This is a genomic window from Kribbella amoyensis, assembly GCF_007828865.1.
Taxonomy (GTDB): Bacteria; Actinomycetota; Actinomycetes; order Propionibacteriales; family Kribbellaceae; genus Kribbella; species Kribbella amoyensis.
This window is the reverse complement of sequence record NZ_VIVK01000001.1, coordinates 572,068-594,438: the sequence shown is the minus strand read 5'-3', so window position 1 is coordinate 594,438 and position 22,371 is coordinate 572,068. Positions and strand designations below refer to the sequence as shown.

The window sequence follows — 22,371 nt, the reverse complement described above, 5'->3', positions numbered from 1 at the left end:
TGATGACCAGACGTGTGCTCGGAGTCGCCTTCATCGGCGTGCTGTGTTTCCTGCTCTGGCTGACCTACGCGTTCTACGCCAAGGTCTTCACCGAGACGGTGACGGTCCAGCTGAAGACCAGCCACATCGGCCTGCAGCTGAACCGGCACGCCGACGTGAAGCTGCGCGGCATCATCGTCGGCGAGGTCCGCGAGGTGAGTACCGACGGCGACGAGGCGACGGTCGAGCTGGCGCTGAAGCCGGACCAGGTCAGCCAGATCGCCAGTACGGTCAGCGCCCGGATCCTGCCGAAGACGCTGTTCGGCGAGAAGTACGTCGCGCTGGTGCCGCCGACGGGTCAGGCCGGCCGGCACATCAAGGGCGGCGACGTGATCTCGCGCGACAAGACGGCCGTCGGGATCGAGATCGAGAAGGTCCTGAACGACGCGCTGCCGTTGCTGCAGGCGGTCGACCCGGCCGACCTGAACGCGACCCTGAACACGCTGGCCACCGCGCTCGAGGGCCGCGGCACCGAGATCGCCCAGACACTGACCCAGCTGGACGCGTATCTGAAGAAGCTGAACCCGAGCGTGCCGAAGCTGGTCGCCGCGCTGACCAAGCTGACCCAGGTCTCCCAGTTGTACGGCGACGTCACGCCCGACCTGGCCCGCGCGCTGCGCAACCTGACCGTCACCGGCAACACGGTGGTGGAGAAGGAGCAGCAGCTGCAGAAGTTCTTCACCGACGTGTCGGCGCTGTCGGGCACGGCGGACGGGTTCCTCCGCGAGAACGAGGACCGGGTGATCCGGCTCGGCGAGGTGACCCGGCCGATCCTGGACCTGCTGGAGCGGTACTCGCCGGAGTTCCCCTGCTTCCTCAAGGTGCTCACCGACACCGCGCCGATCCTGAACGACACCTTCCGCGGCGGCGCCCTGAACATCAACCTCGAGCTGATCACCAACCAGCCGACGCCGTACCAGCCGAACGAGCTGCCCAAGTACCTGGACAAGCGCGGCCCCACCTGTGTCGGCAAGAACTACAGCCACCCGGGCGCGAAGCCGGGTCCGTACACCCAGGACAACCCGGCCCCGTACATCACCGGCGAGGACGGCGTGATCGGCGACCACAACAAGAACGAGCGCTTCCCGCTGAACCTGCAGCTCAACCGCGTCGCCCCGGGTGCCGGTGTCGACGCGGGCAGCGCCGGCGGCCCGGCCGAGCAGCAGGTGGTCGACTCGGTCGTCGGCCCCGTAATGGGTGTCGCGGCCGGTGAAGTCCCCGACCTGACCACCCTGATGGTGGGCCCCCTGCTCCGCGGAGGCCAGGTGAATCTTCGATGAAGCTGCTGGACCGGAAGACCTCGTTCGACACCGTGCGGCTGGCGATCTTCGTCGTCGTGACCACGGTCGCGACCGCGTTGCTGGCGGTCACGATCGGGAACCTGAGCTTCACGCCGACCACCAAGTACAAGGCCGTCTTCACCGACGCGGTCGGGCTGAACCAGGGCGACGACATCCGGATCGCCGGGGTCCGGGTCGGCCAGGTGGACAAGATCGAGCTGTACCAGGACACGCTGGCGCTGGTGACCTTCAAGGTCGACTCCGACCAGGTGCTCGACACCTCGACCCGCGCCACCCTGCGGTACCGCAACCTGGTCGGCAACCGGTACATCGCGCTCACCGAGGGCGTCGGCGGCGGCGAGCGGATGCAGAAGAACGACGTCATCGACAAGGACCGGACCCAGCCGGCCCTGGACCTGTCGGTGCTGTTCAACGGGTTCAAGCCGTTGTTCACCGCGCTCACCCCGGCCGACGTGAACCAGTTCGCCTTCGAGGTGATCAAGGTGCTGCAGGGCGAGGGCGGCACGATCGAGAGCCTGCTGGCCCGGACCGCGTCGCTGACCACCACACTGGCCGACGCCGACCAGGTGATCGGCGACCTGATCACCAACCTGACCTCGACGCTGCAGATCGTCTCGCAACGCCAGCAGAACTTCTCCACCCTGCTGGTGAACCTGCAGAGGTTCATCACCGGACTGAGCAAGGACATCAACCCGATCCTCGGCTCGCTCGGCTCGATCAACTCGCTGAACACCAAGACGGCCGGCCTGCTGCAGCAGACCCGGGTCCCGCTGAAGGCGGACCTGGACCGGCTCCGCCAGGTGGCCACCACGCTGGACGAGACCCAGGGGATCTGGGTGAAGACCCTGCAGAACATGCCCGGCAAGCTCAACACGATGACCCGGACCGCGTCGTACGGCTCCTGGTTCAACTTCTACCTGTGCGGCTTCGACGGCAACGTCACCCTCCCGCTCGGTACGAGGGTGCCGGTGAGTTACGACAACAACTCGGCGAGGTGCAAGGAACGGTGAAGCCCTTCCGGGAGCAGAACCAGCTGACCATCGGGGTGGTCGGGCTGACGGTGCTGGGGTTGATCATGCTGGCCGCGTTCAAGGCGCAGGACCTGCCGTTGATCGGCGGCGGCACGAAGTACTCGGCGCAGTTCTCCGAGGCCGGCGGGCTGAAGCCGAACGACGAGATCCGGATCGCCGGCGTCCGGGTCGGCCAGGTCCGCGCGGTCGAGCTGGAGGGCACCCACGTCCGGGTGGACTTCGTCGTCGACCGCGGCGTCAAGCTGGGCGACCGGACCGGTGCCGAGATGAAGATCAAGACCCTGCTCGGGCAGAAGTACCTCAAGCTCAACCCGGCCGGCGAGGGATCGCTGAAGGCGGGTTCCGAGATCCCGCTGGACCGCACGGTCTCGGCGTACGACGTGGTCGACGCGTTCACCGATCTCGCCAACACCACCGAGCGGATCGACACCGCCCAGCTGGCCCGCGCCCTGGACACGCTGTCGAGCACGTTCAAGAACACCCCGGACGAGGTGCAGGCGTCGCTCACCGGGCTGTCCCGGTTGTCCCGCAGCGTGGCCAAGCGGGACGAGGAGCTGAAGAAGCTGCTCCAGCACTCCGACACGGTCACCAAGGTCCTCGCCGACCGGAACCAGGAGCTGGTCAAGCTGCTCAAGGACGGCAACACCGTGTTCCAGGCGGTGCAGGCCCGGCGAGCCCTGATCCACCAGCTGCTGGTCTCGACGCAGAAGCTGTCCGCCCAGGTGACCGCGCTGGTCCGGGAGAACCGCAAGGATCTGCAGCCCACCCTGCAGAAGGTGAACGCGGTGCTCGCGGTCCTGCTGAAGAACCAGACCGCCCTGGACGCCAGCATCCGCGGCCTCGCGCCGTACGCGCGGGTGTTCACCAACACGCTCGGGACCGGGCCGTGGTTCGACACCTACGTGCAGAACCTGGTCCCCGTCCCGGAGATCCCGTTGCCGCAGGTCCCGATCCCCGGGCTGCCCCCGCTGCTGGGAGGGACCGGCCGATGAAGCTCGCCTCGGTGTCCCGGCTGATCGCGGTCGGCGTGGTCCTGGTGGTCCTCGCCGTCAGTGTGGTCACGCTCTGGCCCAACCCCGAACGCGTCAGCGCGACCGCGTACTTCCCGCGCGCGGTCAGCGTGTACCCCGGCTCCGACGTCCGGATCCTCGGCATCAAGGTCGGCGAGATCGAGAGCGTCACGCCGGCCGGTCGCGCGGTCCGGGTGAAATTCTGGTGGGAGGCCAAGCACAAGGTGCCGGCCAACGCCAAGGCGGTGATCGCGTCGCCGTCGATCGTCGCCGACCGGTACATCCAGCTGACCCCGGCGTACGCCAAGGGCGACGTGATGGCCGACGGCGCCGAGATCCCGCTGGACCGGACCGCGGTCCCGCTGGAGCTGGACCAGATCTACCAGAGCCTGAACGACCTGTCCGTCGCGCTCGGCCCGAAGGGCGCCAACGACCAGGGCGCGTTGTCGCGGTTGCTGGACGTCTCGGCCGCGAACCTGAACGGCCAGGGCGCCAAGCTGAACCAGACCATCACCGACGTGTCGAAGCTGACCCAGACGTTGTCGGGCAACTCGAAGAGCCTGTTCAGCACGGTCCGGCAGCTGCAGACGTTCGTGTCCGCGCTGGCCGCGAACGACCAGCTGGTCAAGCAGTTCAACAGCAACTTCGCCGCCACCTCGGCGACGCTGGCCGGGGAACGCAAGGACCTGGCCGCCGCACTGAACCTGCTGGCCACCGCGCTCGGCGAGGTCGCCACGTTCGTCAAGGACAACCGCGCGCTGGTCCGGACCACGGTGTCCGGGGCGACCGACATCTCCCAGCTCCTGGTCAAGGAGAAGGCCGCGCTGGCCGAGATCATCGACACCGCGCCGCTCGGCCTGGGCAACCTGGCCCGCGTCTACAACCCGCAGTACGGCACCCTCGACCAGCGGATCAACCTGGCCCAGCTGGACGACCCGGCCGACTTCATCTGCTCGCTGCTGCTGCAGGCGAACCAGCCGCTGTCCACCTGCTCGGCGTTGCGGCCCGTCCTCGACGCCCTGCCGAAGCTGCCGCTGCTGAGCCAGCTCACCGGTTCGCTGACCGGATCGGGCGGCCCGGCCGGTACGCCGTGGGCCCCGGCGCCGGAACCCAAGCTGCCCAGCCCGGATCCCGTCGACGACACCCTCGGCGGCCTGGTCCCCGGAGGTGCCCGATGAACCGCTTCCGCCGGACCGCCGTGGTCGCGGGCGTGGTAGCGACGGCCACCTTCGTGGCCGGCTGCGACTTCAGCGTGTACTCCCTGCCGCTGCCGGGCGGCGCGAAGATCAAGGGCCCGTCGTACACCGTGACGGCCGAGTTCACCGACGTACTCGACCTGGTGCCGAAGTCCTCGGTCAAGGTCGACGACGTCACCGTCGGCACGGTCGAGAAGGTCTGGCTGGAAGGGTTCACCGCCAAGGTCCGGCTCCGGCTGCCGAAGAGCGTGGACCTGCCCGACAACGCCCGGGCGACGATCCGGCAGACCAGCCTGCTCGGCGAGAAGTTCGTCTCGCTGGCACCCCCGACCGGGAGCGAGAAGCCGCACGGCAAGCTGGACAACGGCGAGCTGATCCCGCTCTCGCGGACCACCAGCAACGTCGAGGTCGAGGAAGTGCTGGCGGCGTTGTCGTTGCTGCTCAACGGCGGCGGCGTGGCCCAGTTGCAGATCATCACCCAGGAGCTGAACAAGGCCCTGACCGGCAACGAGCCGGCCATCCGCAGCGTGCTCACCCAGCTGAACACCTTCGTCGGCACGCTGGACGCGAACAAGCAGCGGATCGTCGAGGCGATCAAGGCCGTCGACGCGCTGGCGAAGAAGCTCAACGCGCAGAAGACCACGCTGGCGACCGCGATCGACTCGCTGCCGAAGTCGATCTCCACCCTGGACAAGCAGCGCGCCGCCCTGGTGAAGACGCTGCAGGCGCTGGCCAAGCTCGGCAACACCGCGACCCGGGTGATCACCGCCTCGCAGAAGGACCTGGTGGCCAACCTGCAGTCGCTCTACCCGGTGCTGACCAAGCTGGCCGAGGCGGGGGAGAACCTGCCGAAGTCGCTCGAGTTGCTGCTCACGTACCCGTTCCCGGACGCCGCCGCGGACGCCGTCCAGGGTGACTTCACCAACCTGAACATCACCCTCGACGTGAACACCCAGAAGGCGCTGCAGGGTCTGCTCAAGCTGAACCTGCCGACGGTCGGCCCGACGGCGCTGCCGACCGGGAAGATCAGCCTGCCGCTGCACAACACCCCGCAGTTCCCGCAGAGTTCCGGACTGCCGCCGCTGCCGCTGCCGACGGGGACGGCGACCAGCTGTGTCACCGGGCTCGGCCTGCCCGTCTGTACGCCCACGCTGAACCGGTCCGGCTTCGACCCGGAACTGGCGAAGGTGCTGATGCCGGGGGTGGCCAAGTGATCACCAGAACGGTCCGGATCCAGCTGATGGTGTTCCTGCTGATCACCGTCGTCGGGATCGCCTACGTCGGCGGCAAGTACGCCCAGGTCGACCAGCTGTTCTTCGACGACGACTACACCGTGCGGGCCAGCTTCGCCGAGTCCGGCGGCATCTTCTCCGGCGCCGAGGTGACGTACCGCGGCCAGCCGGTCGGCCGGGTCGGCGAGCTGAAGCTGCTCGACGACGGCGTCGAGGTCGACCTGGACATCGAGAAGAACGTGAAGGTCCCGAACGACCTGGTCGCCGTGGTCGCGAACCGGTCCGCGATCGGCGAGCAGTACGTCGACCTGCAGCCGCGCCGCGACGAGGGGCCGTACCTGAAGGACAACTCCACCATCGCCCGGGCCGACACCGCGGTACCGATCGACACCACCGAGCTGCTGCTCAACCTCGACCAGCTGGTGAACTCGGTCGACAAGGACAGCCTGCGGACCACGGTCAAGGAGCTCGGCGACGCGCTCCGCGGCAAGGGCGGCGACCTGCAGAAGATCATCGACAGCTCCGGTCTGCTGATCAGCGACGCGGACGCCAACGTCGCCCAGACGATCAAGCTGATCAACGACGGCAACACCGTGCTCGCCACCCAGGTGGGCAGCGGCGACGCGATCCGGACCTGGGCGAAGAACCTGGCCCTGCTGTCCGACACGCTGGTCGGCTCGGACGCGGACCTGCGCAAGGTGATCGACCAGGGTTCCGGCGCCTCGGAGCAGCTGTCCGGACTGATCTCGGAGAACCGGGCCGACATCGCGGTGCTGCTCGGTAACCTGCTCACGGTGAACGAGATGACCACGGTCCGGCTGGACGCCGTCGAGCAGCTGATGGTGGTGTACCCGGCGGTCGTGATGGGCGGGTACATCGTCCCGGCCAAGGACAAGGGCACCGGGCACTACGACGCCCACTTCGGCCTCGTCCTCGGCGTCAGCCCGCCCGCCTGCCGGGCCGGGTACAAGGGCACCGACACCCGGGTCCCGCAGGACACCACCGACAAGAATGCGAACACCAAGGCGGCCTGTACGGCGGCGCCCGGGTCGGGCGTGAACGTCCGCGGCGCGCAGAACAAGCCGAGCCCGTCCTCGCGCAGCGACGCGAACCGGGTCGGGTACGGCGTCGGCTACGACCCGGACACCGGCGCGGCCGGCGGCACCGGCGGGATGCCCGAGCTGGTGCTCGGCTCCACCGGCGGCCAGGCCGACTACCTCGGCTCGGACTCCTGGAAAGCCCTCATCCTCGGACCGGTGACCGGCAAGTGACTTCAACCTCCCGACGGGGTCCGCTGATCCTGGCGTGGGCGCTCAGCGTGCTGCTGATCGTCGCGCTCGCGGCCGCCACCGTCTCCGTCCTCGCCCTCCGCCGCCAGCAGGTCCGCGCGGAGGACCGGACCGGCGCGATGCAGGCGGCCCGGCAGCTCGCCCTCGACTTCACCACGTACCAGTACTCCAGCTGGGACGCCGACTCCCAGCGGGTCCTGGACGGCTCCACCGGGCAGTTCAAGGAGGAGTTCTCCGGCGGCGCGAACTCGGTGAAGACCGAGGTGGTGACGAACAAGGCGACCTCCAAGGGTGACGTGAAGGAGGCCGCGGTGGTGTCGAACGACAAGGACTCGGCGCAGGTGCTGGTGATCGTGAACGCGGTGGTGACCAACACGGCCGCCAAGGACGGCGTCGAGCGCCGGTACCGGATCAAGCTGGACCTGGTCCGGGAGAAGGACCGCTGGCTGACCGCCGACCTGCAGGTGGTGGGCTGATGCCGGACCGTTCCAGGAACCGCCCCCGGATCGCCGGCCAGCGCCGGCCGACCGTCGAGCGCCCGGCCGAGGACACCGTCACCGAGGGCGCGATCGTCGAGGACACCGTTGTCGAGGACGAGCCGGACACCGCCGAGCCGGTGCCCGAGGAGGCCCCGGACGAGGTGACTCCCGCCACAGAGCGAACCACCGCCGAGCCGGAAAGCGAAGCGGACGCCGAGGAGTCCGTCACCGAAAGTGACACCGACTCCTCACCGAAGCAGCCTGGCAAGCGACTGAACTTCGTACTCACCGTCACCCTGTCGCTGCTCATCGTGATCGTGCTCGGGCTGGCCGGGATCCTCGGGGTGAAGGCGTGGCGTGGCCAGCAGGCCGAGGACGCCCGCGGCGAGGCGGCCGCCGCCGGGCGGAAGGCGGCCGAGACGGCGCTGAGCTACGACTACCGCTCGCTGGACAAGAGTTTCGGCGCCGCCCGGGAGACGATGACGCCGGATTTCGCGGCCAAGTTCGACGAGACCGCGAAGGTGGCCGGCGAGCTCGCGACCAAGACGAAAGCGACCGTCCGGGCCGAGGTCCGCGAGGTCGGCGTCCGCGACGGCGACGCGAACCGGGTCACCCTGGTCATCTTCGTCAACCAGACCACCACCAGCACGATCACACAGGGTAAGCCCCGGGTCGATCTGAACCGGACCCGGTTCACGATGGTCCGAAACGGTGATCGATGGCTGGTCCAGGAGATCGCCGGACTGTAGTCTCTTGCTGACTCCGGACAGGATGTACCGGGTGGCTCGCGGGCGTTTCCCCGCTTGAGAGCCCGGGTCGGTCCTTGACTGAGTAGGCGGTCCGACGGCATAGTATCGGACCCCATTGGACAGTCTTGCCCTCCTCGGGTAACCTATTGCTTTGCGCTGCCTTTAACCTCCACCCTGGTTCAGGTCAAGACTTGACTAGGGCGGTTCGGCGTGCGCTCCCAGCACCGAAGTGATTTTGCGAGCCCGTGGAAGGACGCCCCTTGGTCGCCTCGCGCAACCCCCAGTCCGACAGCATCACCGACGTTTCCGGCTCCCGCCGCATCTCCTTCGCAAAGATCTCCGAACCGCTCGAGGTTCCGGATCTGCTTGCGCTGCAGGTGGACAGTTTCGACTGGTTGGTAGGAAACGAAACCTGGCAGGCCCGGGTGGCCGCCGCCGAGGCCGAGGGGCGGACCGAGCTGTCCGGCCCGTCCGGCCTGGAAGAGATCTTCGAGGAGATCTCCCCGATCGAGGACTTCAGCGGCACCATGTCGCTGTCGTTCCGCGACCACCGTTTCGAGCCGCCGAAGAACACGGTCGACGAGTGCAAGGAGCGCGACGTCACCTACTCGGCGCCGCTGTTCGTCACCGCCGAGTTCATGAACAACGAGACCGGCGAGATCAAGAGCCAGACCGTCTTCATGGGCGACTTCCCGCTGATGACGCGCAAGGGCACCTTCGTGATCAACGGCACCGAGCGTGTCGTCGTGTCCCAGCTGGTCCGGTCCCCGGGCGTGTACTTCGAGCGCACCCCGGACAAGACCTCCGACAAGGACATCTTCACGGCCAAGGTCATCCCGTCGCGCGGCGCGTGGCTGGAGTTCGAGGTCGACAAGCGCGACATGGTCGGCGTCCGGCTCGACCGCAAGCGCAAGCAGAACGTCACCGTCCTGCTGAAGGCGCTCGGCTGGACCGACGCGCAGATCCTGGAGGAGTTCGGCGAGTACGAGTCGATCCGCCTCACCCTGGAGAAGGACCACACCTCCGGGCAGGACGACGCGCTGCTGGACATCTACCGCAAGCTGCGTCCGGGTGAACCGCCGACCCGCGAGGCCGCGCAGGCGCTGCTGGACAACTACTACTTCAACGGCAAGCGCTACGACCTGGCCAAGGTCGGCCGGTACAAGATCAACAAGAAGCTCGGCCGGGACGAGGCGCACGACACCGCCGTCCTGACGATCGACGACATCGTCGCCACGATCAAGTACCTGGTCGCGCTGCACGAGGGCAAGACCGAGCTGCCGGCGCCGACCGGTGAGATCGTCGTCGAGGAAGACGACATCGACCACTTCGGCAACCGCCGTCTGCGCACGGTCGGCGAGCTGATCCAGAACCAGCTGCGCACCGGCCTGGCCCGGATGGAGCGGGTGGTCCGGGAGCGGATGACGACCCAGGACGTCGAGGCGATCACGCCGCAGACCCTGATCAACATCCGTCCGGTGGTGGCGGCGCTGAAGGAGTTCTTCGGCACCTCCCAGCTGTCCCAGTTCATGGACCAGACGAACCCGATCGCGGGGCTGACGCACAAGCGCCGGCTGAACGCGCTCGGCCCGGGTGGTCTGAGCCGGGAGCGGGCCGGCTTCGAGGTCCGCGACGTGCACCCGTCCCACTACGGCCGGATGTGCCCGATCGAGACCCCGGAAGGCCCGAACATCGGCCTGATCGGCTCGCTCGCGTCGTACGGCCGGGTGAACCCGTTCGGCTTCGTCGAGACCCCGTACCGCAAGGTCAACGACGGCCAGGTCACCGACCAGGTCGACTACCTGACCGCGGACGAGGAGGACCGGTTCGTCATCGCCCAGGCGAACGCGGTGCTGACCGACGACAACCGGCTCGCCGAGGACCGCGTGCTGGTCCGCCGGCGGCACGGTGAGGTCGAGCTCGTGCTGGTCGAGGACGTGGACTACATGGACGTCTCGCCGCGCCAGATGGTGTCGGTCGCGACGGCGATGATCCCGTTCCTCGAGCACGACGACGCCAACCGCGCGCTGATGGGCTCCAACATGCAGCGCCAGGCGGTGCCGCTGATCACCGCCGACGCCCCGCTGGTCGGGACCGGCATGGAGTACCGCGGCGCGGTCGACGCCGGCGACGTGGTCGTGGCCGACAAGGCCGGTGTGGTCAAGGAGGTCTCGGCCGACCTGATCGAGATCGCCGCCGACGACGGCACGTACCAGACGTACCGGCTGGCCAAGTTCCGCCGCTCGAACCAGGGCACCTGCATCAACCAGCGGCCGCTGGTCGACCAGGGCCAGCGGGTCGAGGTGAACAGCCCGCTCGCCGACGGTCCGTGCACCGACGAGGGCGAGATGGCGCTCGGCCGCAACCTGCTGGTCGCGTTCATGCCGTGGGAGGGCCACAACTACGAGGACGCGATCATCCTCAGCCAGCGGGTCGTGCAGCAGGACCTGCTGACCTCGATCCACATCGAGGAGCACGAGGTCGACGCCCGCGACACCAAGCTGGGTCCGGAGGAGATCACCCGGGACATCCCGAACGTCTCCGACGAGATGCTGGCCGACCTGGACGAGCGCGGCATCATCCGGATCGGCGCCGAGGTCACCACCGGTGACATCCTGGTCGGCAAGGTCACCCCGAAGGGCGAGACCGAGCTGACCCCGGAGGAGCGGCTGCTGCGCGCGATCTTCGGTGAGAAGGCGCGCGAGGTCCGCGACACGTCGCTGAAGGTGCCGCACGGCGAGAACGGCACCGTCATCGGTGTCCGCGTCTTCGACCGCGACAACGGCGACGAGCTGCCGCCGGGCGTGAACCAGCTGGTCCGCGTCTACGTGGCGCAGAAGCGCAAGATCTCCGTCGGCGACAAGCTCGCCGGACGCCACGGCAACAAGGGCGTCATCTCGAAGATCCTGCCGGTCGAGGACATGCCGTTCATGGAGGACGGCACCCAGGTCGACATCATCCTGAACCCGCTGGGCGTGCCCGGCCGGATGAACGTCGGTCAGGTCCTCGAGACGCACCTCGGCTGGGTCGCCAGCCGCGGCTGGGAGGTCGACCCGGAGAGCCAGGAGGAGTGGGCCCAGCGGCTGATCAAGATCGGCGCCGGCTCCGCTGCTCCGATGACGAACGTCGCCACCCCGGTGTTCGACGGCGCCAAGGAGGAGGAGGTCACCGGCCTGCTCGGCTCCACGCTGCCGAACCGCGACGGCAACCGGATGGTCGACGGCACCGGCAAGGCCCGGCTGTTCGACGGCCGCTCGGGCGAGCCGTTCCCGGAGCCGGTCGGCGTCGGCTACATGTACATGCTGAAGCTGCACCACCTGGTCGACGACAAGATCCACGCTCGCTCGACCGGTCCGTACTCGATGATCACGCAGCAGCCGCTGGGTGGTAAGGCGCAGTTCGGTGGTCAGCGGTTCGGCGAGATGGAGGTGTGGGCCCTCGAGGCCTACGGTGCCGCCTTCGCGCTGCAGGAGCTGCTGACGATCAAGTCGGACGACGTGGTCGGCCGGGTGAAGGTGTACGAGGCGATCGTCAAGGGCGAGAACATCCCGGAGCCGGGTATCCCGGAGTCCTTCAAGGTTCTGGTCAAGGAAATGCAGTCGCTGTGTCTGAACGTGGAAGTGCTCTCGTCCGACGGAAGCCGGGTCGAGATGCGCGACAGCGAAGAGGACGTCTTCCGCGCCGCGGAGGAGCTGGGCATCGACCTGTCCCGGCGGGAGCCGAACAGCGTCGAGGAGGTCTGAGCGGAGTGCCGCTCGAACTCGACACCACTCAGACCCCTATCTATTTTTTCGGGAGATAACACATCGTGCTCGACGTGAACTTCTTCGACGAGCTTCGGATCGGACTGGCGACCGCGGATGAGATCCGCCAGTGGTCGCACGGCGAGGTCAAGAAGCCCGAGACGATCAACTACCGGACGCTCAAGCCCGAGCGTGACGGCCTCTTCTGCGAGAAGATCTTCGGTCCCACCCGGGACTGGGAGTGCTACTGCGGCAAGTACAAGCGCGTGCGCTTCAAGGGCATCATCTGTGAGCGGTGTGGCGTCGAGGTCACCCGCCAGAAGGTGCGCCGCGAGCGGATGGGCCACATCGAGCTGGCCGCGCCGGTCACCCACATCTGGTACTTCAAGGGTGTCCCGTCGCGGCTCGGCTACCTGCTCGACCTCGCCCCGAAGGACCTGGAGAAGGTCATCTACTTCGCGGCGTACATGATCACCGACGTCGACGACGAGGCCCGGCACCGCGACCTGTCCTCGCTCGAGGGCCGGGTGGACGTGGAGCGCAAGCAGCTCGAGAACCGTCGTGACAACGACATCGAGACGCGGATGAAGAAGCTCGAGGAGGACCTGGCGCAGCTCGAGGCCGAGGGCGCCAAGGCCGACGTCCGCCGCAAGGTGAAGGAAGGCGCCGAGCGTGAGGTCAAGCAGCTGCGTGACCGCGCCCAGCGCGAGATCGACCGCCTCGACGAGGTCTGGACCCGGTTCAAGAACCTCAAGGTCCAGGACCTGGAGGGCGACGAGATCCTGTACCGCGCCATGAAGGAGCGGTTCGGCAAGTACTTCGAGGGCGCGATGGGCGCCGCCGCGATCCAGCGCCGGCTGGAGACCTTCGACCTGAAGGCCGAGGCGGACAACCTGCGCGAGACGATCAAGACCGGCAAGGGCCAGCGCAAGACCCGCGCCCTGAAGCGGCTCAAGGTCGTCACCGCCTTCCTGGCGACGAACAACAGCCCGATGGGCATGGTGCTCGACTGCGTTCCGGTCATCCCGCCGGACCTGCGGCCGATGGTCCAGCTCGACGGTGGCCGGTTCGCCACCTCCGACCTGAACGACCTGTACCGCCGGGTGATCAACCGGAACAACCGGCTCAAGCGACTGCTCGACCTGGGCGCGCCGGAGATCATCGTCAACAACGAGAAGCGGATGCTGCAGGAGGCCGTCGACGCGCTGTTCGACAACGGCCGCCGTGGTCGTCCGGTCACCGGCCCGGGCAACCGGCCGCTGAAGTCGCTGTCCGACATGCTCAAGGGCAAGCAGGGCCGGTTCCGGCAGAACCTGCTCGGCAAGCGCGTCGACTACTCCGGCCGTTCGGTCATCGTGGTCGGCCCGCAGCTCAAGCTGCACCAGTGCGGTCTGCCGAAGGCGATGGCGCTGGAGCTGTTCAAGCCGTTCGTGATGAAGCGGCTGGTGGACCTCAACCACGCGCAGAACATCAAGTCCGCCAAGCGGATGGTCGAGCGTCAGCGCGCCCAGGTCTGGGACGTGCTGGAAGAGGTCATCACCGAGCACCCGGTGCTGCTGAACCGTGCGCCTACGCTGCACCGGCTCGGCATCCAGGCGTTCGAGCCGCAGCTGATCGAGGGCAAGGCGATCCAGATCCACCCGCTCGTCTGCTCCGCGTTCAACGCGGACTTCGACGGTGACCAGATGGCGGTGCACCTGCCGCTGTCGGCCGAGGCCCAGGCCGAGGCGCGGATCCTGATGCTGTCGACGAACAACATCCTGAAGCCGGCCGACGGCCGTCCGGTCACGATGCCGACGCAGGACATGATCATCGGCATCTACTTCCTGACCATGCTGAAGGAAGGCGCCCTCGGTGAGGGTCGCGCGTTCAGCTCGGTGGCCGAGGCGCTGATGGCCTTCGACCGCAACGAGCTGTCGCTGCAGGCGAAGATCACGCTGCGCCTCGACGAGGCCGCCGCGCCGGCCGGGGCCACCGAGCTGGCCGAGGGCGGGTTCTCGCTGGAGACGACGCTGGGTCGCGCCCTGTTCAACGAGGCGCTGCCGGCCGACTACACCTTCGTGGACGCCGAGGTCGGCAAGAAGCAGCTGGGCTCGATCGTCAACGACCTGGCCGAGCGGTACTCGAAGGTCCAGGTGGCGAACTGCCTGGACGCGTTGAAGGACCTCGGTTTCCGCTGGGCCACCCGGTCCGGTGTCACCGTGTCCATCGACGACTTCTCGACGCCGCCGTCCAAGCCGGAGATCATGGCGCGCTACGAGTCGCAGGCCGAGAAGGTCCAGAAGCAGTTCGAGCGGGGTCTGATCACCTCGTCCGAGCGGCGGCAGGAGCTGATCGAGATCTGGACCGGCGCCAACGCCGAGGTCGGCAAGGCGATGGAGGAGAACTTCGAGAAGGCCAACCCGATCTGGATGATGGTGCACTCGGGTGCCCGAGGCAACATGATGCAGATCCGGCAGATCGCCGGTATGCGTGGTCTGGTGGCCAACCCGAAGGGCGAGATCATCGCCCGGCCGATCAAGTCCAACTTCCGCGAGGGCCTGTCGGTGGTCGAGTACTTCATCGCCACCCACGGTGCCCGGAAGGGTCTGGCCGACACCGCGCTGCGGACCGCCGACTCGGGGTACCTGACCCGTCGTCTGGTGGACGTCTCGCAGGACGTCATCATCCGCGAGGAGGACTGCGGTACCGAGCGCGGCCTGCCGAAGAAGATCGGCGAGCCGGGTCCGGACGGCAAGGTCGTGCACGCCGAGAACGTCGAGACCAGTGCGTACGCGCGCACCCTGGCCACCGACGCGATCGGCCCGGAGGGCAACGTCGTACTGGCGGCCGGCAGCGACCTGGGCGACGTGTCCATCGCGCACCTGGTCGAGGCCGGGCTCGAGGAGGTCAAGGTCCGCTCCGTGCTGACCTGTGACGCCAAGACCGGGACCTGCGCGAAGTGCTACGGGCGTTCGCTGGCGACCGGCAAGCCGGTCGACATCGGCGAGGCGGTCGGCATCATCGCGGCCCAGTCCATCGGTGAGCCCGGTACGCAGCTGACGATGCGGACCTTCCACACCGGTGGTGTCGCGGGTGATGACATCACCCACGGTCTGCCGCGTGTGGTCGAGCTCTTCGAGGCCCGCCAGCCCAAGGGCAAGGCGCCGATCTCGGAGGCGGCCGGCCGGATCTCGATCGAGGACACCGACAAGACCCGGAAGCTGGTGCTCACCCCGGACGACGGTTCCGAGGAGGTCGCCTACCCGGTGTCGAAGCGGGGCCGCCTGCTGATCGAGGAGGGTCAGCACGTCGAGGTCGGTCAGCAGCTGACGCAGGGTACGCCGGACCCGCAGGAGGTTCTGCGGATCCTGGGTGTCCGCAAGGCGCAGGAGCACCTGGTGGACGAGGTCCAGGAGGTGTACCGGTCGCAGGGTGTCGCCATCCACGACAAGCACATCGAGATCATCGTCCGGCAGATGCTGCGGCGGGTCACGGTGATCGAGTCCGGCGAGGCGAACCTGCTCCCGGGCGAGCTCGCGGACCGGATCCTGTTCGAGGCGGAGAACCGTCGCGTCGTCGCCGAGGGCGGTACGCCGGCCTCGGGTCGTCCGGTGCTGATGGGGATCACCAAGGCCTCGCTGGCGACCGAGTCGTGGCTGTCGGCCGCCTCCTTCCAGGAGACGACCCGCGTCCTCACCGAGGCCGCGATCCACGGCAAGTCCGACTCGCTGGTCGGTCTGAAGGAGAACGTCATCATCGGCAAGCTGATCCCGGCCGGTACGGGCATGGACCGGTACCGCAACATCCGGGTGGAGCCCACCGAGGAGGCGAAGGCCGCGATGTACTCGATGGTCGGCTACGAGTCGTACGACTACGACTTCGGCCCGTCCGCGGGGCAGTCGGTCCCGCTGGACGACTTCGACCTCGGTTCGTACCAGAACTGACGCGAAGCACCACACCGCCGAGGGCGGCACTCCCACCAGGGGGTGCCGCCCTCGCGGCGTTTCCGGGGTCTGCTGGACGAGGCTCAAACGCTTGTTCACACAGCGTTCCGGGCTCTTCGGGACGGTCCGCGGGGGAGTGACCCGCTGGTACCGGGACACGCACTCGGCGTAGCGGCTGAAAGTGTCCTCCTGATACGCCAAGATGGTCCCCATGACCGACCTCCCGCCCGAGCTGCGGCCCTTCGTCCTACCGGTCGCGGAGCAGGCGGAAGTACGGACCGAACGGGTTGGTGAGGTCGACCTGTACCGTCCCGCGGGCTCCGCGCGCAGGGGAGCGATCCTCTTCGTGCCCGGGGATCCAGGGCCGGCCGGTCCCGGGGTACCGCCACACGAGTGGCCGGTCTACCAGGGCTACGCGACAGCTGTCGCGGAGCGCGGCCTGGTGGGTGCTGTGGCGGCGCACGAGCTGGTCCATGGACTGGACCGGCTCGCTGCCGCTTCCGACGACGTGGAGGGCGCCGTCGGCGTCCTGCGGTCCGATCCGCAGGTCGACCCGAACCGCATCGCCCTGTGGTTCTTCTCCGGTGCCGGGCTGCTCGCTGGTGAGTGGCTCGACAGCCGGCCCGAGTGGCTCCGTTGTGTGCTGCTCAGCTACCCGTTGCTGGCCGCTCCGCCCGGGGTCGGCGAACTGGTTTCCGCCGCCGAGGTGATCGGCAAACCCAAGGATCTGCCGGTGCTGCTGACGAGGGTCGGCCGCGAGCGCGAGGAACTCGCACGTCCGGTGGCGGAGTTCGTCTCCGCCGGGGGCACCGCGCTGGACATCATCGACGTACCGAAAGGGCAACACGGCTTCGACATGCTCGACCACACCGACGAATCCCGCGCCGCGGTGACCAAGGCCCTGGACTGGGCCATCGCCCACCTGGGCGAAGATCCCACCGGCACCCTCCCGGCTGCCGGGACCTCGACCTCCACCCTCCCTCCGACGACCTCCACGACCTCCACGACCTCGCGGCCGGCGACCACGGCGCGTCCGGCGACCGCCCCCGCCCGTCCGGCAACGACAAGCCGGACGACGGCCGCGACCACCACGGCGGCGACCACCACAGCTGCGACCGCTTCGGCTGCGGCCGCTTCGGTCCCGACCACTTCGGTCCCGGCGGCGGCCTCACCGGCCGGGTTCTCCTTCTCCGACGCCGCGGTGCCTCCGGCGACGCTCGCCTTCGACGGCGCCACGCTGACCACTCCGGCCGTTCCCGTGGAGCTGCCGGTGCCTGCCACCGACACCCCGGCGACCCGGGTGGTCGGGCGGGAGCGGGCGGCGTACGCGGCGCACGACCTGGAGGCGTTCCTGGCGCTGTACTCGCCGACCGCGCAGCTCCAGTTCGCCGACGGCTCGCTGCTCAAGGGCCGCCGCTCACTGCGGGAGTACTACCGGCCACGGTTCGAGGCCGGCCGGTGCAAGACCGAGCTGTTGCAGCGGCTGACCGTGGGGGACTGGGTCGTCGACCAGGTCGTCCTGCACGACACGGACCAGTCGCCGGCCCCGGCGATCACCCTGTACCGGGTGGCCGACGGCCTGATCGCCGAGGTCCGCATCCTTGCCTGATCCGGACCTCGCCCCGCGCGGCGAGCGGCCCGTGAACCCTGCAGTACAAGGGCGATCACCGCTCGCCGGGCGTCGTGTGACGGAAGTGAAACCAGTGCATTCACGGACCGCCCTGGCGACCCTGTAGACTGGTCTAGCGGCGGGGCCTCTGGTCCGTGCGGGCTTCTGTTTTGACCGTGCTAGAGGCAGCCGCTAGTCTTAACGATCGTGCCCCGGGCTTCCTGGGCCGTCATGCGTGCCCCTTCGTCGAATGGGCCAGCGCGCGTGGCACGGACTCCTGCCGACAGTCTGAGATTACGGCTTCGGTAATCCGTGCGCACTCGCGACACACCCGACCGCGGGGGTCAGGGCGCGCAGCAACCGACCGGACGACAGAAAGAGACCTACGCGGTGCCCACCATTCAGCAGCTGGTCCGCAAGGGCCGCCAGGACAAGGTGTCGAAGAACAAGACGCCGGCCCTGAAGGGTTCACCTCAGCGTCGTGGTGTGTGCACGCGCGTCTACACGACGACCCCGAAGAAGCCGAACTCGGCGCTTCGTAAGGTGGCTCGTGTCCGCCTCACCAGCGGTATCGAGGTCACGGCCTACATCCCGGGTGTCGGCCACAACCTGCAGGAGCACTCGATCGTGCTGGTCCGCGGCGGTCGTGTGAAGGACCTGCCGGGTGTCCGGTACAAGATCATCCGCGGTTCGCTCGACACCCAGGGTGTGAAGAACCGGAAGCAGGCTCGCAGCCGGTACGGCGCGAAGAAGGAGAAGAGCTAATGCCGCGCAAGGGTCCCGCCCCGAAGCGGCCGGTCATCATCGACCCGGTCTACAGTTCGCCGCTGGTCACCCAGTTGATCTCCAAGATCCTGGTGGACGGCAAGAAGCAGATCGCGCAGAGCATTGTCTACAGCGCGCTCGAGGGCACCCGCACCAAGACCGGCACCGACCCGGTCATCACGCTGAAGCGTGCGCTCGACAACGTGAAGCCCAGCATCGAGGTGAAGAGCCGCCGGGTCGGTGGCGCCACCTACCAGGTGCCGATCGAGGTCAAGCCCGGTCGCTCGACCACGCTCGCCCTGCGCTGGCTCACCACGTACTCCCGCGCGCGTCGCGAGAAGACCATGTCCGAGCGCCTGATGAACGAGATCCTGGACGCGTCCAACGGTCTCGGTGCGTCGGTGAAGCGCCGCGAGGACACGCACAAGATGGCCGAAGCCAACAAGGCTTTCGCCCACTACCGCTGGTGATCCGGGGTCCCATCCGGACCCTGAATTCACTCTTTTTGATGCATCACGGAAGCGAGAGGTAGACCACCGAGGTGGCCGTACAAATCACCACCGACCTGGCCAAGGTCCGCAACATCGGGATCATGGCCCACATCGACGCCGGCAAGACGACGACGACCGAGCGGATCCTCTTCTACACCGGTATCACCTACAAGATCGGTGAGGTCCACGAGGGCGCTGCCACGATGGACTGGATGGAGCAGGAGCAGGAGCGCGGCATCACCATCACGTCCGCCGCGACGACCTGTACCTGGAAAGACCACACCATCAACATCATCGACACCCCGGGTCACGTCGACTTCACCGTCGAGGTGGAGCGGTCGCTGCGCGTCCTGGACGGGGCCGTCGCGGTGTTCGACGGTGTCGCCGGCGTGGAGCCGCAGTCGGAGACCGTCTGGCGTCAGGCCGACCGGTACGGCGTGCCGCGGATCTGCTTCGTGAACAAGCTCGACCGCACCGGCGCCGAGTTCATGCGCTGCGTCGACATGATCCGGGACCGGCTCGCCGCCGTCGCGCTGGTCATGCAGCTGCCGATCGGGTCCGAGTCCGACTTCATCGGGGTCGTCGACCTGGTCGAGATGCGCGCGCTGACCTGGCGTGGCGAGACCAAGATCGGTGAGGACTACACGGTCGAGGAGATCCCGGCCAGCCACACCGAGCTGGCCGCCGAGTGGCGCGACAAGCTGATCGAGACGCTGGCCGAGGCCGACGACGAGATCATGGAGCTCTACCTCGAGGGTGAGCAGCCGACCCTCGAGCAGCTCAAGGCCGCCATCCGGCGGGCCACCCTGGCGAGCAAGCTGACCCCGGTGCTGACCGGTACGGCGTTCAAGAACAAGGGCGTGCAGCCCCTGCTCGACGCGGTCAACGACTACCTGCCGAGCCCGCTCGACGTCCCGGCCATCGAGGGCCACGACGTCAAGGACGCGGAGCAGGTCGTGCTGCGCAAGCCGGACGACGGCGAGCCGTTCTCCGCGCTGGCGTTCAAGATCGCGGCCGACCCGCACCTGGGCAAGCTGACCTTCATCCGGGTCTACTCCGGCAAGCTCGAGGCGGGTTCGCAGGTGCTGAACCCGACCAAGGGCCGCAAGGAGCGGATCGGCAAGATCTACCGCATGCACGCGAACAAGCGTGAGGAGATCGCGTCGATCGGCGCCGGCCACATCGTCGCCGTGATGGGTCTGAAGGACACCACCACCGGTGAGACGCTGGCCGACCCGGCCAAGCCGGTCGTGCTCGAGTCGATGCAGTTCCCGGCTCCGGTCATCTCGGTCGCCATCGAGCCCAAGTCGAAGGGCGACCAGGAGAAGCTGGGCGTCGCGATCCAGCGGCTCGCCGAGGAGGACCCGACCTTCCAGGTCCGGACCGACGAGGACACCGGCCAGACCATCATCGCCGGTATGGGCGAGCTGCACCTCGAGGTGCTGGTCGACCGGATGAAGCGTGAGTTCCGCGTCGAGGCGAACGTCGGCAAGCCGCAGGTGGCCTACCGCGAGACCATCAAGAAGAAGGTCGAGAAGGTCGACTACACGCACAAGAAGCAGACCGGTGGTTCGGGTCAGTTCGCGCGCGTGATCATCGACATCGAGCCCACCAGCGTCGAGGCCGGTGGTGAGGGCGGGTACGAGTTCGTCAACGCCGTCACCGGTGGCCGCGTCCCGCGGGAGTACATCCCGTCGGTGGACGAGGGCGCCCAGGAGGCGATGGAGTTCGGCGTGCTCGCCGGCTACCCGATGGTGGACGTCAAGGTGACGCTGCAGGACGGCGCCTACCACGACGTCGACTCCTCCGAGCTCGCCTTCAAGATCGCCGGTTCGATGGCTTTCAAGGATGCCGCCCGCCGGGCGAATCCGGTCATCCTGGAGCCGATGTTCGCGGTCGAGGTCACCACACCCGAGGACTACATGGGTGAAGTGATCGGCGACCTCAACTCTCGCCGTGGCCAGATCCAGTCGATGGACGAGGGCCCCGGTGGCAGCCGGGTCGTGAAGGCCCTGGTGCCGTTGTCGGAGATGTTCGGGTATGTCGGTGACCTGCGTTCCAAGACGCAGGGCCGCGCGTCGTACTCGATGCAGTTCGATTCCTACGCCGAGGTTCCGAAGAACGTGGCGGAAGAGATCATCAAGAAGGCCCGGGGCGAGTAGTCTCTCGCTCCGGACCAACCACCCACAGCGCGTCGGCGTACGGCGTAGTCAACATTTACTAGGAGGGCCCCAGTGGCGAAGGCGAAGTTCGAGCGGACTAAGCCGCACGTCAACATCGGCACCATCGGTCACATCGACCACGGTAAGACCACTCTTACCGCGGCGATCACCAAGGTGCTGCACGACAAGTACCCGGACCTGAACGAGGCTTCGGCCTTCGATCAGATCGACAAGGCGCCGGAAGAGCGCCAGCGCGGTATCACCATCTCGATCGCGCACGTCGAGTACCAGACCGAGGCCCGGCACTACGCCCACGTCGACTGCCCGGGTCACGCGGACTACATCAAGAACATGATCACCGGTGCGGCCCAGATGGACGGTGCGATCCTGGTCGTCGCCGCCACCGACGGCCCGATGCCGCAGACGCGTGAGCACGTGCTGCTCGCCCGTCAGGTCGGCGTGCCGGCCATGGTCGTTGCCCTGAACAAGTGCGACATGGTCGACGACGAGGAGATCCTGGAGCTCGTCGAGCTCGAGGTCCGCGAGCTGCTCTCGGAGCAGGAGTTCGACGGCGACAACGCGCCGATCGTCCGCGTCGCCGCTCACCCGGCGCTGCAGGGCGACGCCAAGTGGGGCGAGTCGATCCTCGAGCTGATGAACGCGGTCGACTCCTACATCCCGCAGCCGGAGCGCGAGATCGACAAGCCGTTCCTGATGCCGGTGGAGGACGTCTTCACCATCACGGGTCGCGGTACGGTCATCACCGGCCGGATCGAGCGCGGTGTCGTCAAGGTCAACGAGACCGTCGACATCGTCGGCATCCGTCCGGAGAAGCAGACCACCACGGTCACCGGTATCGAGATGTTCCGCAAGCTGCTCGACGAGGGCCAGGCCGGTGAGAACGTCGGTCTGCTCCTGCGTGGCACCAAGCGCGAGGACGTCGAGCGCGGCATGGTCGTCATCAAGCCGGGCACCACGACGCCGCACACGAACTTCGAGGCGTCGGTCTACATCCTGTCCAAGGAGGAGGGCGGCCGTCACACGCCGTTCTTCCAGAACTACCGGCCCCAGTTCTACTTCCGTACCACGGACGTGACCGGTGTCGTGCAGCTCCCCGAGGGCACCGAGATGGTCATGCCGGGCGACAACACCGACATGTCGGTCGAGCTGATCCAGCCGATCGCCATGGAGGACGGCCTGAAGTTCGCGATCCGCGAAGGTGGCCGTACCGTCGGCGCCGGCCGGGTCACCAAGATCCTCAAGTGATCTCACGAGGTCCGCGAGGGCTCGCAGGTTGAGCCCCCGCGGACCTCTGCTTTGCGCCCGGTCCGGGGCCGAGAAGAGCCCGG

Annotated in this window: 15 protein-coding genes; all 15 read left to right on the top strand. The window is 67.8% G+C overall.

Going from position 1 to position 22,371, the window contains the following annotated elements:
* Positions 1-2 precede the first annotated feature (2 nt).
* Entirely contained in the window at positions 3-1,319 is a 1,317-nt protein-coding gene (locus tag FB561_RS02890) for an MCE family protein (RefSeq protein WP_145802721.1), read from the top strand.
* Positions 1,316-2,350: an MCE family protein gene (locus FB561_RS02885; RefSeq protein WP_145802719.1), complete on the top strand. Its 1,035-nt coding sequence runs from the start codon at positions 1,316-1,318 to the stop codon at positions 2,348-2,350. Before FB561_RS02890 ends, FB561_RS02885 begins: the two co-directional genes overlap by 4 nt.
* A complete protein-coding gene (locus FB561_RS02880; protein ID WP_145802717.1) occupies positions 2,347-3,363 on the top strand; it encodes an MCE family protein in 1,017 nt (338 codons plus the stop codon). The genes FB561_RS02885 and FB561_RS02880 overlap by 4 nt, the downstream gene beginning before the upstream one ends.
* Positions 3,360-4,559 carry an MCE family protein gene (locus FB561_RS02875; RefSeq protein WP_145802715.1) on the top strand — a complete coding sequence of 400 codons (1,200 nt, stop codon included), beginning with the start codon at positions 3,360-3,362 and terminating at the stop codon, positions 4,557-4,559. Before FB561_RS02880 ends, FB561_RS02875 begins: the two co-directional genes overlap by 4 nt.
* Positions 4,556-5,791 (top strand): MCE family protein, encoded by a 1,236-nt coding sequence (locus tag FB561_RS02870; RefSeq protein ID WP_145802713.1) that lies wholly within the window; start codon positions 4,556-4,558, stop codon positions 5,789-5,791. The genes FB561_RS02875 and FB561_RS02870 overlap by 4 nt, the downstream gene beginning before the upstream one ends.
* Positions 5,788-7,080 (top strand): MCE family protein, encoded by a 1,293-nt coding sequence (locus FB561_RS02865; RefSeq protein ID WP_145802711.1) that lies wholly within the window; start codon positions 5,788-5,790, stop codon positions 7,078-7,080. The genes FB561_RS02870 and FB561_RS02865 overlap by 4 nt, the downstream gene beginning before the upstream one ends.
* Positions 7,077-7,574: a hypothetical protein gene (locus tag FB561_RS02860; protein WP_145802709.1), complete on the top strand. Its 498-nt coding sequence runs from the start codon at positions 7,077-7,079 to the stop codon at positions 7,572-7,574. The genes FB561_RS02865 and FB561_RS02860 overlap by 4 nt, the downstream gene beginning before the upstream one ends.
* A complete protein-coding gene (locus tag FB561_RS02855; RefSeq protein ID WP_145802707.1) occupies positions 7,574-8,326 on the top strand; it encodes a hypothetical protein in 753 nt (250 codons plus the stop codon). The genes FB561_RS02860 and FB561_RS02855 overlap by 1 nt, the downstream gene beginning before the upstream one ends.
* Positions 8,327-8,586: 260 nt before the next feature.
* A complete protein-coding gene (gene rpoB, locus FB561_RS02850) occupies positions 8,587-12,069 on the top strand; it encodes a DNA-directed RNA polymerase subunit beta (protein ID WP_145802705.1) in 3,483 nt (1,160 codons plus the stop codon).
* A gap of 65 nt (positions 12,070-12,134) precedes the next feature.
* A complete protein-coding gene (locus FB561_RS02845) occupies positions 12,135-15,995 on the top strand; it encodes a DNA-directed RNA polymerase subunit beta' (protein ID WP_145802703.1) in 3,861 nt (1,286 codons plus the stop codon).
* A 211-nt stretch (positions 15,996-16,206) separates the two neighbouring features.
* Entirely contained in the window at positions 16,207-17,604 is a 1,398-nt protein-coding gene (locus tag FB561_RS02840; protein ID WP_145802701.1) for a nuclear transport factor 2 family protein, read from the top strand.
* A 390-nt stretch (positions 17,605-17,994) separates the two neighbouring features.
* Positions 17,995-18,369 carry a 30S ribosomal protein S12 gene (gene rpsL / locus FB561_RS02835; RefSeq protein WP_012923692.1) on the top strand — a complete coding sequence of 125 codons (375 nt, stop codon included), beginning with the start codon at positions 17,995-17,997 and terminating at the stop codon, positions 18,367-18,369.
* Positions 18,369-18,839, top strand: coding sequence for a 30S ribosomal protein S7 (gene rpsG, locus FB561_RS02830; protein ID WP_131286359.1), 471 nt, complete (start codon positions 18,369-18,371; stop codon positions 18,837-18,839). The genes rpsL and rpsG overlap by 1 nt, the downstream gene beginning before the upstream one ends.
* 122 nt (positions 18,840-18,961) lie before the next feature.
* On the top strand, positions 18,962-21,022 hold the full coding sequence (fusA, locus tag FB561_RS02825; protein ID WP_238335139.1) for an elongation factor G: 2,061 nt from the start codon (positions 18,962-18,964) through the stop codon (positions 21,020-21,022).
* Between the two features lie 72 nt (positions 21,023-21,094).
* Positions 21,095-22,288: an elongation factor Tu gene (tuf, locus tag FB561_RS02820; RefSeq protein WP_145802696.1), complete on the top strand. Its 1,194-nt coding sequence runs from the start codon at positions 21,095-21,097 to the stop codon at positions 22,286-22,288.
* Positions 22,289-22,371: the final 83 nt, after the last annotated feature.